This is a genomic window from Pseudomonas sp. FeN3W (assembly GCA_030263805.2).
GTDB lineage: Bacteria > Pseudomonadota > Gammaproteobacteria > Pseudomonadales > Pseudomonadaceae > Stutzerimonas > Stutzerimonas stutzeri_G.
Genome location: CP136010.1, coordinates 857,018 through 871,745, shown reverse-complemented (window position 1 = coordinate 871,745; position 14,728 = coordinate 857,018). Strand labels below are relative to the sequence as shown.

The window sequence follows — 14,728 nt, the reverse complement described above, 5'->3', positions numbered from 1 at the left end:
TGGATCATCCGTGAAGGTAGGTCTCAGGTCAGGTGCCGCAACTCGGGCAGCCGTTGCGCCGCCAGGTTGCTGCTCGGGGCGCGGGCCGGGGTCAGCACATGGGAGATCGCCAGGCCCAGGAACAGCGTGGCGATGGACACCTCCAGAACATCCGTGGCCCAGGCCACCAGGCACATGCAGAAGACGATCGGCAGCAGCGCGCTACGCAGTCGCGAGCCCCGTTCATGCAGGCGCAGCATGAGCGGAAAGATCAGCAGATAGAGCAGCACACCGAACACGCCAAGCATCCCCCACAGGTACAGCGCGGTATTGTCGGCAACGCTCAGCAGCTCGAGGCCCGGTACGGGATAGACCTGTCCTGCGCTGCCCACCGCACCGAATCCTGCGCCCCACCAGCCCCATCCCTCACGGGTGATGACCTCGATGAAGTTCGGCCAGCTGTTGATCAGGCGGTCGGCGAACGAGGCCAGCAGCGAGCCGTTGTTGGCGGCGTTGGGGTCCAGGCTGAGCACCAGACTGAGCATCGGCAGCATCAGGCCGACCAGCACGGCGACGAGAAAGGCCGTGGCGCTGGCGAAGCGGTAGGCCGTGACGATCAGCATCAGCAGGGTCAGCACATAGGCCGCCGCGGTGGATTTGTTGGTGGTCAGCACGATGCCGACCAGCGCGGCGATGTAGAGCAGTACCCGCAGCAGTCGCGAGCGTGTGAATGCGGCGAGGAACAGGCTGTAGATGGCGATCATCACCGACAGCGCGGTGGACATACGGGCGAAGCCGCCGATGCGGTCGATGTCGTCGAACGCCCAGGAGCGGTTGGCGCTCAGTTCCACCTCGCCGACCATGTAGCTGTAGCCCTTCCACGGCACGCTGGTCATCAGATCCAGGGCGATGCCGACGAATGAGGCGATCAGGCAGAAGCCGATGATTCGCCGCAGCAGCCCTAGGCGCAGTTCCACATGCCGGCCGCAGATCAGGCCGAACAGCAGTGGAATGTAGATGAACAGGCTGAAACCGATGTTGGCCAGCTCCGCGCCATGCATCAGCGCCAGCTGGGTGGACGTGACAAGTCCCAGCAGCACCAGCCAGAACGCCGGCCAGCCACGGTATCGCAACAGCTCCAGGCCCAGTGCGATCAGGCAGGCAACCTTGGGCAGGTACAGCAGCCAGGAGACTCCGGCCATGTCGAAGTAGTAGCGCAGGGCGCCGGAGAAGGTTTCAGTCAGCAGCAGCGAGGCGACGACCAGCGTCAACAATGTCGGCTTGTCGAAGGCCAACGGATTCGAGTCGCGTCGCCGCGGGGTAATCAGCAGGCTCTGGTTCATGGTGGATTCTCGTTCCCTGAAGTGTTTCACGCAGGATGGTCTGGTATTGATCCAGCATGCGTTCCATATCCAGCAGCGGCAGCACGCTGGCCCGTGCCTGGCTGGCGAGCCGCTGCCGCAGTGCGCCGTCGATGTAGAGCCAGAGCATGGCGATGCCGAGTGAGTCGGGATCATCGGGCGAGCAGAGCAGGCCGTTGCATTCATCGCGGATGATCTCCGGCAGCCCGCCCATGTTGCTGGCGATCACCGGCAGGTTGTTGGCGCAACCTTCGACGGCCACCAGGCCGAACGGCTCGCCCCACAGCGACGGCACCACCAGCACGTCGATGCTCTGCATGAACTCGTCGCTGTCGCAGTAGCCGAGAAAGCTGACCTTTTTCGGATCGGCCATGGCCTTCAGCCTGGCTTCGTAGTCCAGCTTGCCGCGCCCGGCGATATCCAGCCGCGCATCGATGTCCAGCCGCTGGAACTGCTCGATCAGCCAGCCGACGCCCTTGTTCTCCGACAGCGTGCCGATATAGCCGAAGCGCAGTGGATGGTTGCTGCGCTGCCTGGGCTTGCTGCCCTGACCGGGGTTGGCCGGCGTGCAGTTGTGCACTACATGCTGGCGCGCGCCACTGAAATAGCCCTGTGCGGTGATGCGTTCGAGCACGAAGTGGCTGACGCCGATCACTGTGGTCACCTGCGCTGAGGCGCCGGCGTGGCGGAGACGGAACACCGAACACATACCGCACTGGCGCTGGCAGCTCTTGCCGTGGTTGAACATGGTGTCCTTCGGGCAGAGCAGGTACAGGTCGTGCAGCACCTGGACGATCGGCAAGCCGGCGGCGGTGATTTCGTCCCAGGCGGAAATCGACCAGCCGGTGAGGTTGTTGCAGACCACGATATCCGGCTGCTCCCGCGCGATCACCTCGCACACGTGACAGCGCATGTCGCGGTTGTAGCGGTCGCGGTAGTGCCAGCCGAGGCGGGCGACGCGACTCGGGCGCTGCTGGGTGTAATGCCAGTAGCTGTTCGCCAGGTTGGCGCGATAGACCCGCACACCGTCCTGAATCTGCATGTTCAGCCCGGCATCCGGGCCGGTCGCCAGCACTGCCACCTCACAACCACGCCGCTGCAACCCTTCGGCCAGGTGCCGGAGGATGACTTCTGCGCCGCCGCCGACATGCGGGGTGTAGAACGCATTGAGGAATAGGATCTTCATCGGTTGGCTCGCTGATTGAACCTGTCAGGCTGCTCGCATGGCCCTACGGGCACTCGCCTGGCTCAGGGGTAGCACTGGAGATAACGGGTGGGTACCCGGACCTTCTGCTCACGCTGCAGCAGGTTGAGCAGGATGACGGAGCGTTCTTCGCCATCGCTGCTGACGAAGATCGCCTCGATGTCGCTGAAACTGCCCCCGCTGACCTGGACCCGTTCGCCGGGTGAGAACGGCGCCGCCGCCATGGTCTGCGGCTGGGCCAGGCGCTGTCGCAACTGTTCGATCAGCTCGTCGCGTACCGGCGTCGGCTGGCCGCCGAAGCTAACTACGCGGCTGACACCACGGGTGGAGCGGATCGGGTACCAGTTGTCGTGAATGCAATCGAGGCGGATGAACAGGTAGCCCGGAAACAGCGCCTCGCCGGACTTGGTCCCCTGTGAGCCGCGCAGGGGCGCAGGCGCCTTGAGCGGGCGGTAGCACTCGAAGTGCTGGCGCAGCAGGTGCTCCTCGGCGCGGGCTTCCTGGCGTGGCTTGGTCTGTATCAGGTACCAGCGTGCGGTAATGCTCGGTGTCATGGGGATGTCCTTCCCTGATTGGCCTGCCCGAATCCCGATGGCAGGCGGAATGTCGTCACGCCAGTGTCAGCGTTGCCCTTTTTTCCTGTCCCTCGACCACGCTGACGCGCTGCAGCAATTCCTTGATCTCTTCGCGGCTGTTGAACATCAGCACGTCGATGATCGACAGCGACGGCACGAACGGATGCTTGAGCTGCGTGTAGGTGACCTCATCCATGCGCAGGAAGCGCAACAGCAGGCCGTCGGCGCGGAAGCGGGCAGGGCAGTACAGCTCCATGCCGCCGATGGGGTTGAGGTAGAGCTCGCCGTCCATCCGGTGGGTGATCTGGATGACCCGGTCCTGCATGTCCATCTTCGCTGGCAAATCGAGGCTGGAGCCGCGGTAGATCGGTGTGCGGATGTTCAGGTAAGCACAGAGGCAGCGCAGGGAGTTTTCGGTGAACAGCGCCAGATTGCGCTCCGGGCATTGCAGGATGCTGCGGATCAGCGGCAGCACCGCATCGCGCTGGGGTGCCTTGGCGTAGCAACGCTCGAGGGTCAGCATCAACCCCGCGGCTTCCTTGTCGAAGTCGTCGCAGAGCCAGCGCTGGTTGATGCGCTCGGTCTGATGGCCCTTCTTCAGCGGAAAGCTGATGAGCTTGGGTTGGCCATTGACGAGAATCCGGTTGCGGTTCATCCAGGAGCCCCTGACGAATTGCAGGTCGTCACCCAGCACGAATACGTCGCTGAGCGCGATCAACTGAAAGTAGCCCAGGTACGGAAATAGGTAGGGCTGCATCATCGAGACGGTTCTGAGCACGGTGCACCTCCTTGTCTGGCGATCAGGCTTGCTGGGTGTAGGTGTAATAACCGTAGGCGCCGCTGTCGTACGGCGAGGTCGAGGCCTTGCGCTTCACGGCATTGAGGATCACGCCCTTGAGCAGCACGCCGTTTTGCGCGAGCCGCCGCTTGGATGCATCGATCTGCGAGCTGGTGCTGAGGCCGAAGCGGGCCACCAACAGGTTGGTGCCCGACTGCTGGGCGACCAGTACGGCGTCGGTCACCGCGAGCACCGGCGGCGTATCGATGATGATGAAGTCGTAGAGCTTTTCCGCTTCACGCAGCAGGCGGGAGAAGTTGTCGTGCATCAGCAGTTCGGACGGATTCGGCGCGGAGAACCCGGCGGAGATGAAGTGCAGGTTTTTCTGCTCGGTGCGGTTGGTGATTTCCGCCAGGTTCAGGCCACTGGCCAGCGCGTCCGACAGCCCGTGACGCGGTGCCATGCCGAACAGGGTATGCAGGTAGCCGCGGCGCATGTCGGCATCGATCAGCAGCACGCGCTGGCCGGTCTGCGCGATCACCGCAGCAAGGTTGCTGGACACGAACGACTTGCCAACCGAAGGGGTCGGGCTGGTGATCATCAGCACCTTGTTGCGCGCCTCGAGCATGGCGAACTTGAGGCTGGTACGCAGGCTGCGTAGCGATTCGACCGCCAGATCGGTCGGTTCGGTGAGGCTGAGCAGTCGGGTCTTGCCGTCGCGGCTCTTGCGGCTGCGATTGAGCTGATCCTGAGAGGCGCTGTAGGGCAGGCCGGCATAGACCGGTACGCCAAGCTTCTCGATCACGTCCGGGCTTTCCACACCGCGGTAGAAGGCCTGGCGCAGCAGGATGACTGCCGCCGAGACGAGCAGGCCGACGAAGATTGCGATGGCCACCACCAGCGGTTTGACCGGTTTCGACGGCTTCTCGATCATCGAGTAGGCGTTGTCGATGATGCGCACGTTGCCGATGGTGCCGGCGCGAAGGATGTCTTGCTCCTGTGCCTGGTTCATCAGCAGCGTGTAGGTCTGGGTCGTGACTTCCATGTCACGTTGGAGGCGCAGCAACTCCTGCTGCGTCATGGGGAGGGCGTCGACCTTCTTCAGTAGCTGCGCCTTTTGCGCCTGCAGCTCGTTCATCTGGGTGATCAGCGTGCGATAGGTCGGGTGCTCGCGGGTATAGAGGCGGTCGTACTCCACGCGCTTGAGCGACAGTTCGGATATCTGCGTTTCCAGCGCGACGATCTGGTCGAGCACGCCCTTGGTCTCGATGCTGATATCCACCGACTTGGAGCTGGTCTGGTAGGCATTCAGCGCGGCTTCGGCCTTCTCCAGCTCCTTGCGCACCTGAGGTAGTTGCGAGCGCAGGAAGTCCAGGCGCTGGGCCGCTTCTGCCGAGCTGCGCTGGATGTTCTGGCTGACGTACAGCCGGCTGATCTCGTCCAGCACATGGCTGGCCAGCTGCGGGTCCGGGTCTTCCAGGGACATGTAGATGATCCCGGAATCCTTACCGGCCTCGCCGACCTTCAAGCGGTTCTGGTAATCCAGCGCGGTGGTCTGCGGGCGGTTCCTGACTAGTTGGAATTCGGTGCCAGGACGCGCTTCCAGCTGGGCGATCTGCACCTTGAAGCCCTGGTTCTCCACAGCTTCATTGACCTGGCCGCGCAGAATCAGCTGCTGCTCGTCGTCATGCAGCGTGAAGCTGCCGGCCGTGCCGGCGATCAACGTCAGCTCCACGCCCAGATACGCTTCGGGCACATCGAGCTGGAATACTTCGAGCTTTTCCCCACCCCACGCATAGCCGGTCAAGCCGAACAGCGGGGTGGCCAGCGCGCCATCAGTCGCCGGGTCATGCTTGCGCGCCATGAAGGCGCCGAACACCGGGAAGTGATGGGGTTTGGCGACGATGTAGAGCTTTAGCTCCTCGACGGCTCTGCCGAGCACGGCGCGGGATTTGAGCAGGGAGATTTCAGTGACCGCCTGGGACACCGAATCCGGCCGGGCCGATATTTCCGGCACGCCGGTGATCGCGGCTTTTTTCGGTTCGATCTGGATCATCGCGGTCGCCTGGTAGATCGGCGTGGCGATCAGGGCATAGAGCACGCCCAGTGCAGCGAAAAAGCCGGTAATGGTGATGATCAGCGCCTTGTGATCGTAGGCGGTGCGCATTATTCCGGCGAGGTCGATGCGGTTGTCCGCGTCATATTCCAGCGAAGAGCGGGTCAAGGCAGTCATTGGGAATCCTTCCTCATGGTGCGTTTTTGCAAAGAAGCGGGGTCGGGCTGATCAGCTCCTGGCCAGCCGTGGGCTCAACCGGCGCAGCAGGTTGAGGCTGATGTTCTGGGCGATGGTTGAAAGCGCCTGAATCTTGCTGAACGGCGAGATCAGCGACAGGCACTCGCCGAACACCTGGATCAGGAAGTACTCGTAGAGCGCGTTGTTGCCGATGCGGTTGTAATAGCTTGCCAGCGAATAGTGGGCGTGCATGGCCATCTGGATGCGCTGCCGGCTCGGCTGCATGGAGAAGATGCCACCCTCGTGCACCCGGTAGGCGGCGGGGCTGATGCCTTCCATGAACTTGCCTTTGCCGTAGGCGCCGAGCAGCGACCACCAGCAGATATCCAGCACTTTCACGCCGAGCAGTTCCGGCGGAAGTTCCTGAATCAGGTTGCGAAAGCACACCGTCAGCGTCGACAGCGGACGGCCCTGCATCAGTTCCAGCGCAGTGGCGTCCTTGCGCAGCTTTCCGGTCAGCTGCGGGCTCTGGATGATGCCCTGGCTGTTGAACATGAACGCATCGTGATAGGTGATCACGTAGTCACGATGCTGCTCGAGAAAGTCCACCTGCTGCTGCAGCTTGGTCGGATCGGTCCAGTAGTCGTCGCCTTCGCAATAGGCGATGTATTTGCCCCCCGCACGGGCGAACAGCCGCGTGCTGAATGGCACGCCGAGGCTGAACTGATTCTGCGTCTGGTAGATCGGCTTGATGATGCTGGGGTAGCGCGCCGCGTAGTCGGCGATGATCGCGGCGGTGGTGTCAGTCGAGGCGTCGTCGTGGACGATCACCTCGAAAGGGAAATCCGTTTCCTGCTGGAGGAAGCTCTCCAGCGCCTTCCTTATAAAAGATGCGTGGTTGTAGGCCAGGCAGACGACGCTCAGCAGCGGTTCGGTCTTGCCGCCCCAACGTTCAATCAAGGCTTGCTCGCTCTTCAATTCCATTTTTGGATGCTCGCTTGGTGATGAGTAGATGAAGCTTGAGTAGCAGTGATTTCGAGGTCGCCGCGACCAGCAGCAGGCAGATGAACCCGCTTACGGCCAGCGCGATCAGAATGTCGAAGCGGTTGTCGCTGACGATCAGCAGGAACAGCGGCTCGCCCAGTGCCACGCCGATCACGGTCGCGGCGGTAATCCGCAACATGTCTCGTGCCCAGACGCCCTGCAGGCCCGGAGCAAAGCGCCGGTGCACCACCGGTGGCCAGATCACGAAGGTCGCCAGGCGCAGGAAGAACCACGCCAGTGCGGCACCGTAGGCACCGTGGGCAAGCGCTGCGTAGATCACGATCGGCATGCTGATGGCGGTGGAAACCACGCTGTACCAGATGTGCAGGCGCAGCTGGCCGTAGGCGTACTGCAGGTAGAACTGGAAGGCACCGACCGCCATCAGTGCGCTGCCCGGCACGTACCAGAACAGCATTCGTTCGCTCCATTGGGCAGCGGCAGCATCGCCAGTCCAGGCGTAGATCAGCGCCTGACCGTGCCAGGCGATCACCGCAGCGATGGGAAACAGCACGCTGCAGACGAAGCGGGTGGCGTTCAGGTACAGCCGCTCCATCTCGGCGATTCGCCCTTCGGCCACGAGCATGGTCATGCGCGGCAACAGCGTCTGCACCAAGGGGTTGGTCAGAGTCATGATGCCGGTGGTGATCAGCGCCACCAGCGAGAAGTAGCCGTACTCCTTGAGCAGCAGCACCTTGGAAAGCAGCACTTTGTCCAGCTGGGTCAGCACGATCCACAGCAGCGAGGTGAAGAACATGCCGCCGGCAAATGGCAGCACCGGCTTGACCACGCGCCAGTCGATGCCGGTGAGCAAACGTGGGCTGGCCAGTTGCACATAAGCCTTGCTGGCGAAGGCGAGCGTTTCCACCAGGGCGACGGCCGTCTGGAACAGGAAGAAGTCCAGCGGATCTTGCGACACGAGGGCGACCAGAATCAGGCCACCGAAGTAACGCAGGGTAGCGATCAGTACGTTCGCTGCGTTCAGCCAGCCGTGCAGCTCGACGCCCTGCAGTCCGCTTTTGTACAGGGTTGCATAGAGCCTCAGCCCGACCATCAGGCCCATCAGGCTGATGCATTGCATGATGGTGCCGGTACCCAATTCGCGGGCCTGCAGCCAGGTTCCAGCGATCCAGCCGCTGCTCAGGTAGATCGCCACGCAGGTCGCCAGCGCAATCGGTAGCAACAGCAGCTCGAACGAGCGCAGAAGGCGCCCGGCGGGGCCGGGCGCGGCGGACAGGTCGCCCTGCCCGCGGTACTGCGCGACCTGTCGGACCAGTGCAGGCGACATCCCGGCATCGAGTAACTGCAACCAGGCCTGGAGCACCGCGAAGAAACCAATCAGGCCGTAGGCTTCGGCGCCGAGGTGCTTCAGGTAGAACGGCAGGATCATAATGCCGACAAGCAGGGCATACGCCTGCCCGAGGTAGTTCAGGCTGGTGTTGCGGATCACCGATAACCGCTTGGGATCTGACATGGGTTATTGCTGGCCTCCGGATGTCAGGGGCATGCGCGGGTAGTCGGCGCCCGGCAGGCGCTCCGCGGCGTTGAACAGCCCGAACGCTTCGGCAAGGGGCTGGAACAGCGTGCGGCTCGACTGCTCGCTGTGGATTGCCTCCTGGATCAACGTCTGCATGACCTTCTCCTGCACCTTGCGCGGCAGCCCGGGATAGATCGGCAGGCACAGGACCTTGCGACTCAACGCTCGCGAGCGTGGTTGTGGTACCTGCGGCTGCAGATGGTCGAGCGTGTCCAGCGAGGGGTAGAAGTAGCGGCGGGGGTTGATGCCGTTCTCGTTCAGTTGCGAGCGGCAGCGCAGCAGCTGGCTTTCGTCGGCAAGGGCAACAGGAAAATAGCTGTAGTTGCACTGGGATTCGGGCTGCGGTCGTTGCAGCTCGAAATGCTCGCCGAGGCGCCGCTCGTAGCGATGGCCGATCTCCGCCCGGCATTCGAAAATCAGCTCGATGTCGTCGAGTACGCACATGCCCATCGCGGCAGAGAACTCGTTGAGCTTGGCGTTGATGCCGATGCCTTCGATCTGGTCGGTGTCGACGATGCCGAAGTTGCAGAGCAGACGGATGCGATCGGCCAGCGCGTCGTCGTTGGTGACGATGGCGCCACCCTCGATGGTGTGAAACAGCTTGGTCGCATGGAAGCTCAGCGTGCTGATATCGCCCCAGTCGTAGACCGACCGCCCCTTGTGACGAACGCCGAACGCATGGGCGCCGTCGTAGACGACCCTCAGATTGTTCTTGCGCGCGATCTGCTCGATGCGTTCGACATCGCAAGGATTGCCGAATACGTGCGTCGCGACGATGGCGGAGGTGTTGGGCTGGATATTTCGCTCGATCTTTTCCGGGTCCAGATTCCAGGTCGCCGGATCGATGTCGGCGAAGATCGGCTTGATGCCTTCCCATTGCAGCGAGCTGGTGGTGGCAACGAAGCTGAAGGGGGTGGTGATGGCGCTGCCGGTCAATCCCAGCGCTCGATAGGCAATCTGCAGCGCGATGGTGCCGTTGTTGGTGAGGATGATGTTCCTCACCCCGAGGTAGTCCTTCAGCCGTTGCTCGAGCGCAGTCACTAACGGTCCGTTGTTGGTGAGCCAGCCGGTGTTGTAGATCCTGTCGATGTAAGCCTTGAACTTGTTTTTGCTGCCCATGTACGACTTGGTCACGTTGATCATGGTGATTTCCTTATCGAAGCTCAGCCGCCCCCGAATGCATTCGGGGGTTATCGCTGGGTGCTACAGATGGGCGCTCAGACAGGTTGATGCGCGCCGATCGCGCTAGCCCGCCGTGCCCTGCGTTGGTTGTGTCTGAGGATCATTCGGGTCATCAGGCTGCCGGCGTGGGGATCGCCGTAGTGGAAGATCGCGGTAGCGCGCAGCTGCGCCGGATCACAAGGTTCGTTGGCATGCAGGGATCGGTAGCCCCAGAACAGGTAGAGATTGCCTGGAACCAGCTGCAGGCGCTGCGGCTTTAGCAGCCCGAGGCCTATCGCGCGGCTAATCAGTTTGCGGCTCAACTTGTTCTGCAGCAGTGCTTTCTCCACCACGTTGACCAGCACGTACTTGCGAAGCTTGCGCAGGTTGGGAAACACCAGCAGGTCGCCGCGCTGGTCGCCGTCCTGCGGGATTTCCACCGGCAGCAGTGCCGTAACCAGCGAAGCGTCGTAGTGGAAGCAGTTCGACTCCTTGCGTCCTGTCTGCCCCTGCACGCATCGCATCACCAGGTAGATGCGCTTGCTTGGCGCCGCCTTGCCCGCGCCGAGCTGGTAAACGTCGTCCAGCAGCGACTGGAACTCCGGCGCGCTACTCAACGTGGCAAGTAACGAGCCCGCTACCTGTTCACCGTCATGATGAGCAAAATATTCACCATGATGCTGTCGAGCCTGCTCGTGAACCTGCTCGCGCAGTTGAGTTAGTTGCAGATTGTTCAAGTAGCCGGGTATGCAGGCGTAGCCATTCTGATTGATATCCCGCGCAATCAATGCCTTGTCCTGATCTTCCGTTCCATAAAAGATTGTTGACACTGTAGTTCTCCCTGCGCAAAGGCGAGGCGAAACGGTTTGTCGAACCGCAGCTACTGCGCGCCGCTGCTGGTCGGCGTTCTGAGTGGAAATAAAGAATTACGGCGTAATGCCTGGGCAGTAGGTTTTAGCCTGTGGCAAAAGTTAATACCGATCTAGAATATTTTTTATTAGACAAAGCTACCGCCATCGACTTGTTTATATGTCGAGTTGAATAACTTATACGTAATTCCCCGTCATCTGCGATCGGTAGCGTCCGCGTGCGGCTTTGAAAGAATCGGGCATGGCTACCGCACTCCGGGCACTCTGCGAGCCCCGATTCTCTCAATGCTTGTGGCGAACGAGCCTGCATCGCTTTACTAAAAGCGATACTAATCAGGCAGGGGATTTAACTCTTGCGCCGCAAAACTTGACCTGTCCAGTTGGTCTTAAACTGGTCTGCAACGTATTGCTCCCTGTTGCGACTACATATCCGTCATAACGTGAACCAAGTCAAGCCAGGGAGCCAAAAAAAAGTTGCGGATGGGGGTCGCGAGGTGTTTAGGAGAGCCAACTTATTGAGTTGAAAAGAGTTTTGTTTTTGACGCGGGCTGGCCTAGGGCTATCATGAATGGTTATAGCGAATGTGGTAATTAGCTTCGGATAAAGAGTTAATTCTACGGACCCGTTGTTACAAGACGCGGCTGACTGGCCGAAAGAGGGGGGCGCTTGTCTGTACGTGACAGAAAAGACGCGCAAACGAAAAAGGCCACTCGTCTGAGTGGCCTTTTCGTGATTTGGTTGCGGGAGCCGGATTTGAACCGACGACCTTCGGGTTATGAGCCCGACGAGCTACCAGACTGCTCCATCCCGCGTCTGTGGGGCGCATTCTACAGCCCGATTACTCGATGTCAATCAAAAGGAAGGAAAAAAGCGTATTTCATTCAAAAGGTTAGCGATTCATGCGAGGTCTGGTGCCAACACGAGCGCCTCAGAGTTTTGCGCGCACAAAAAAAGGCCACTCATCTGAGTGGCCTTTTAAATTGGTTGCGGGAGCCGGATTTGAACCGACGACCTTCGGGTTATGAGCCCGACGAGCTACCAGACTGCTCCATCCCGCGACGCGCATTCTACAGCTTTAAACGCGGCTGTCACGGGTTTATTTGAAATCAAATGGAAATACCGGTCAGGCGTGCCATGAGGGCAGGGTGCCGGGAGCTGCTGGCTGGTGTGGCAGACACTGTTTGATTGCCGGGCGAGCCTGCGGCGGGTGATGGCGACGAGCGATCCTCGTCATGCCCCAGAGCATGGAGAGCGCTACCGACAGCCAACCCAGGATCATCATCAGGAGTATCAGCGCAGGTTCCATCTGGAGCTTCCTCTTTGAATCCAATATTCGTCCTTGTGGTTGTTACCCCGCTCGCTGAAAGCGGTTCCGGCATGCCATCGGTCGCTCGCCGGCGCACTCGTTGGAATCGCCGCTGCCCAAGTATCAAGTGGATGATGCGGAGGTGTCGGACATGCGTATTCAGCTTGGTGTGCTGGTTGCAGCGCTTGCTTCAACAGTCAGCGCGCAGGATCTGGAATTACCGTTCGCTGATATCCCGTTGGCTCAGAACACGGGCGCGGCGGATCGCGGCGCCGCCGGCAATGGCTCGATGGGCATTGGCGACGGTATCGACTATCTGGAGGATGACCAGGGTCAGTCTGAGGCAGGTGACGCATCCTCCAAGAAGCCAGCGGCGGAGCAGTACGACGACACGGCCGAACCCGGCCATGGTGGCAATGAGACTGACATGGAGCACCGTCGCCGTCCCAAATTGGAAAGACGTAGTGATTAACGCAGTCGTTCATCGATAGGAGGTAGCCATGAATCGGGCACTCACAGCGGTAACAGTATTGCTTCTGGCGGGTTCTGCGGGGGCGTACGCCGGTTCGGCGGAGAACGCCGATGACACTCGTCGTCCGGGAGCTGCAAACGAAAGCTCAGTTGAATCGAGCGAGCGTTCCGACCAGCACAGGGAAAAGTCGGAAGGCCACGACAGTCGGGACCACAAGGCGCAGCAGGGCAGTGACCTGGGTACCATGGGAACGGGTAATACCGGAACCACAGGCGGCATGGGTGCTACCACGGGCACCGACACCATTGGTGGGACCATCGAAGAATAGCCCGCTACCGGCCACGCAACATTCATAAAGCGGTCGGGCATCCGTACAATGCCCAACCTTTCAACATCTATTGGCCTGGTATGCAGATCGCTTTGGCGCCCATGGAGGGGCTGGTCGACGAAATCCTTCGCGACGTTCTGACTCGGATGGGTGGGGTGGACTGGTGCGTCACCGAGTTCATCCGAGTCTCTGATCGTCTGCTGCCGCAAAGCAGCTTTCGCAAACTTGCACCCGAATTGCAGACTGGCGCCATTACTCGCGCCGGAACCGCTGTGCGCGTTCAATTACTGGGCTCCGATCCTGCCTGTCTGGCTGATAACGCTGCCTATGCCTGCTCACTGGGTGCGCCTGCTATCGATCTGAATTTCGGCTGCCCGGCCAAGACGGTAAATAAATCGCGCGGTGGGGCCATCCTGCTCAGGGAGCCTGATTTGCTGCACGCCATCCTCTGTGAGGTACGGCGAACTGTGCCGGCGCACATCCCGGTCACCGCCAAGATGCGCCTGGGTTTCGACAGCCCGGACGGTGCACTCGATTGCGCTCGGGCGCTGGTGGACGGCGGGGCGGGTCAGTTGGTGGTGCATGCGCGAACGAAGGTCGAAGGCTACAAGCCGCCGGCGCATTGGGAATGGGTGGCTCGCGTGCAGGAAGTGGTCGCGGTGCCGGTGTACGCCAATGGCGATATCTGGTCGCTGGAAGACTGGCGTCGCTGTCGAGAAGTCAGCGGTGCGGAGAATATTATGCTGGGCCGCGGCCTGGTTTCGCGGCCAGACCTGGCACGGCAGATCGCCGCCGCTGAACAGGGGCAAGGCATCGCCGAGATGAGCTGGGCAGAGTTTCAACCCACGCTGGTGGACTTCTGGCAGCAGGCGCGGGGCAAGATCGCACCACGCTATGCGCCCGGCAGACTGAAGCAGTGGCTGGCCTTGCTTACGCGCAACTACCCCGAGGCGGTGGCGCTGTTCGCCGCACTGCGCCGGGAGAATGATTGCGCGCGGATCGACGCGATGCTCGGCGTCGATACCGTCGGAATTCCGGTGGCGGCGCTGGGTTAGGCCGATCAGCGTCCGCCGCTGACGTCTAGCAACGCGCCGGTGGTATAGCTGGCGTGCTCACTGGCGAGCCAGAGTATGGCTTCGGCAACTTCCTCGGCTTTCCCGCCGCGCCCCATGGGCACGCTTGCCTTGACCCGCTCGATGCGATCCGGCTCGCCACCGCTGGCGTGAATCTCGGTATCGATCACGCCGGGTCGTACCGCATTGACCCGAATGCCTTCGCCGGCGACTTCCTTGGCCAGCCCGACAGTCATGCTGTCAATGGCGCCCTTGGCCGCGGCATAGTCGATGTATTCCCCCGGCGCGCCTAGCCGCGCGGCGATCGAGGACAGGTTGATGATCGAACCACCCTGGCCGCCATGCTGATTGGACATGCGCTTGATCGCCTCGCGGGCGCATAGAAAGCTGCCGATGACGTTGGTGCCGAGCACGCGCATCCAGCGAGCGGCATCCATCTGCTCCAGACGCATCTGTTGTTCGAGCATGCCGGCGTTGTTGACCAGCACATCGAGGCGGCCGAACTCGCGATCAATCATCTCGAACATCTGCAGCACCTGACCCTCGTCGGCGACATCAGCCTTGACCGTAATTGCCGATACGCCCGCAGTGCGGACCTGTTCGAGCACCTGTTTCACCGCGTCTTCGCGTTGGTGATAGTTGAGGCACAGTGCGTAGCCCTGGTGGGCGGCCAGCCGCGCAGTGGCAGCGCCGATACCGCGACTGGCACCTGTGATCAGCATGACTCTGGACATGGTGTTACCTCTTGTCGGCAGGCTTGTTTCATACGCCTTGAAATCTGCAGAACGGTTCCTATCTAAGGCTCAGCGGG

Annotated in this window: 14 protein-coding genes and 2 tRNA genes; 3 read left to right on the top strand and 13 right to left on the bottom strand. The window is 61.3% G+C overall.

All coding sequences use genetic code 11. The annotated features are described in order from the left end of the window. Positions 1-23 precede the first annotated feature (23 nt). The 12 genes from P5704_003890 to P5704_003835 all read right to left on the bottom strand — a co-directional run bounded on the left by P5704_003890 (position 24) and on the right by P5704_003835 (position 12,044). Complete coding sequence (locus P5704_003890; GenBank protein WOF79648.1) at positions 24-1,322, bottom strand: hypothetical protein; 1,299 nt, start codon at positions 1,320-1,322, stop codon at positions 24-26. Beyond that, complete coding sequence (locus P5704_003885) at positions 1,216-2,526, bottom strand: glycosyltransferase family 4 protein (protein WOF79647.1); 1,311 nt, start codon at positions 2,524-2,526, stop codon at positions 1,216-1,218. Before P5704_003885 ends, P5704_003890 begins: the two co-directional genes overlap by 107 nt. A 62-nt stretch (positions 2,527-2,588) precedes the next feature. Beyond that, positions 2,589-3,098 (bottom strand): transcription/translation regulatory transformer protein RfaH, encoded by a 510-nt coding sequence (rfaH, locus tag P5704_003880; protein ID WOF79646.1) that lies wholly within the window; start codon positions 3,096-3,098, stop codon positions 2,589-2,591. Between the two features lie 55 nt (positions 3,099-3,153). Continuing rightward, positions 3,154-3,897, bottom strand: coding sequence for a WbqC family protein (locus tag P5704_003875; protein ID WOF79645.1), 744 nt, complete (start codon positions 3,895-3,897; stop codon positions 3,154-3,156). A 22-nt stretch (positions 3,898-3,919) separates the two neighbouring features. Further along, complete coding sequence (locus P5704_003870) at positions 3,920-6,130, bottom strand: polysaccharide biosynthesis tyrosine autokinase (protein ID WOF79644.1); 2,211 nt, start codon at positions 6,128-6,130, stop codon at positions 3,920-3,922. A 51-nt stretch (positions 6,131-6,181) separates the two neighbouring features. Further along, on the bottom strand, positions 6,182-7,114 hold the full coding sequence (locus P5704_003865) for a glycosyltransferase (protein ID WOF79643.1): 933 nt from the start codon (positions 7,112-7,114) through the stop codon (positions 6,182-6,184). Beyond that, the gene (locus tag P5704_003860; protein WOF79642.1) at positions 7,083-8,645 is read right to left on the bottom strand and encodes an oligosaccharide flippase family protein; all 1,563 of its coding nucleotides are present in this window, start codon (positions 8,643-8,645) and stop codon (positions 7,083-7,085) included. Before P5704_003860 ends, P5704_003865 begins: the two co-directional genes overlap by 32 nt. 3 nt (positions 8,646-8,648) lie before the next feature. Further along, positions 8,649-9,851: a DegT/DnrJ/EryC1/StrS family aminotransferase gene (locus tag P5704_003855; protein WOF79641.1), complete on the bottom strand. Its 1,203-nt coding sequence runs from the start codon at positions 9,849-9,851 to the stop codon at positions 8,649-8,651. Positions 9,852-9,925: 74 nt separating this feature from the next. Continuing rightward, positions 9,926-10,699 (bottom strand): hypothetical protein, encoded by a 774-nt coding sequence (locus tag P5704_003850; protein ID WOF79640.1) that lies wholly within the window; start codon positions 10,697-10,699, stop codon positions 9,926-9,928. 774 nt (positions 10,700-11,473) lie between these two features. After that, positions 11,474-11,550, bottom strand: a tRNA-Met gene (locus P5704_003845). A 169-nt stretch (positions 11,551-11,719) separates the two neighbouring features. Next, positions 11,720-11,796, bottom strand: a tRNA-Met gene (locus P5704_003840). A gap of 65 nt (positions 11,797-11,861) precedes the next feature. Then, complete coding sequence (locus P5704_003835) at positions 11,862-12,044, bottom strand: hypothetical protein (protein WOF79639.1); 183 nt, start codon at positions 12,042-12,044, stop codon at positions 11,862-11,864. Between the two features lie 100 nt (positions 12,045-12,144). Here P5704_003835 and P5704_003830 point away from each other — a divergent pair, with 100 nt between their 5' ends. The 3 genes from P5704_003830 (at position 12,145) to P5704_003820 (ending at position 13,899) form a co-directional block, all read left to right on the top strand. Beyond that, the gene (locus P5704_003830) at positions 12,145-12,516 is read left to right on the top strand and encodes a hypothetical protein (protein ID WOF79638.1); all 372 of its coding nucleotides are present in this window, start codon (positions 12,145-12,147) and stop codon (positions 12,514-12,516) included. 28 nt (positions 12,517-12,544) lie between these two features. Then, positions 12,545-12,844: a hypothetical protein gene (locus P5704_003825; GenBank protein WOF79637.1), complete on the top strand. Its 300-nt coding sequence runs from the start codon at positions 12,545-12,547 to the stop codon at positions 12,842-12,844. 80 nt (positions 12,845-12,924) lie between these two features. Beyond that, positions 12,925-13,899 (top strand): tRNA-dihydrouridine synthase, encoded by a 975-nt coding sequence (locus P5704_003820; protein WOF79636.1) that lies wholly within the window; start codon positions 12,925-12,927, stop codon positions 13,897-13,899. Between the two features lie 5 nt (positions 13,900-13,904). On the opposite strand, the gene P5704_003815 is transcribed toward P5704_003820, so the two are convergent. Further along, positions 13,905-14,651 carry an SDR family oxidoreductase gene (locus P5704_003815; protein WOF79635.1) on the bottom strand — a complete coding sequence of 249 codons (747 nt, stop codon included), beginning with the start codon at positions 14,649-14,651 and terminating at the stop codon, positions 13,905-13,907. Positions 14,652-14,728 lie beyond the last annotated feature (77 nt).

What these genes read in the sequence shown, in the direction of transcription:
- P5704_003890 (WOF79648.1), bottom strand. Translation starts at nt 1,322, where the DNA reads ATGAACCAGAGCCTGCTGATTACCCCGCGGCGACGCGACTCGAATCCG.
- P5704_003885 (WOF79647.1), bottom strand. Translation starts at nt 2,526, where the DNA reads ATGAAGATCCTATTCCTCAATGCGTTCTACACCCCGCATGTCGGCGGC.
- rfaH (WOF79646.1), bottom strand. Translation starts at nt 3,098, where the DNA reads ATGACACCGAGCATTACCGCACGCTGGTACCTGATACAGACCAAGCCA.
- P5704_003870 (WOF79644.1), bottom strand. Translation starts at nt 6,130, where the DNA reads ATGACTGCCTTGACCCGCTCTTCGCTGGAATATGACGCGGACAACCGC.
- P5704_003865 (WOF79643.1), bottom strand. Translation starts at nt 7,114, where the DNA reads ATGGAATTGAAGAGCGAGCAAGCCTTGATTGAACGTTGGGGCGGCAAG.
- P5704_003860 (WOF79642.1), bottom strand. Translation starts at nt 8,645, where the DNA reads ATGTCAGATCCCAAGCGGTTATCGGTGATCCGCAACACCAGCCTGAAC.
- P5704_003855 (WOF79641.1), bottom strand. Translation starts at nt 9,851, where the DNA reads ATGATCAACGTGACCAAGTCGTACATGGGCAGCAAAAACAAGTTCAAG.
- P5704_003835 (WOF79639.1), bottom strand. Translation starts at nt 12,044, where the DNA reads ATGGAACCTGCGCTGATACTCCTGATGATGATCCTGGGTTGGCTGTCG.
- P5704_003825 (WOF79637.1), top strand. Translation starts at nt 12,545, where the DNA reads ATGAATCGGGCACTCACAGCGGTAACAGTATTGCTTCTGGCGGGTTCT.
- P5704_003820 (WOF79636.1), top strand. Translation starts at nt 12,925, where the DNA reads ATGCAGATCGCTTTGGCGCCCATGGAGGGGCTGGTCGACGAAATCCTT.
- P5704_003815 (WOF79635.1), bottom strand. Translation starts at nt 14,651, where the DNA reads ATGTCCAGAGTCATGCTGATCACAGGTGCCAGTCGCGGTATCGGCGCT.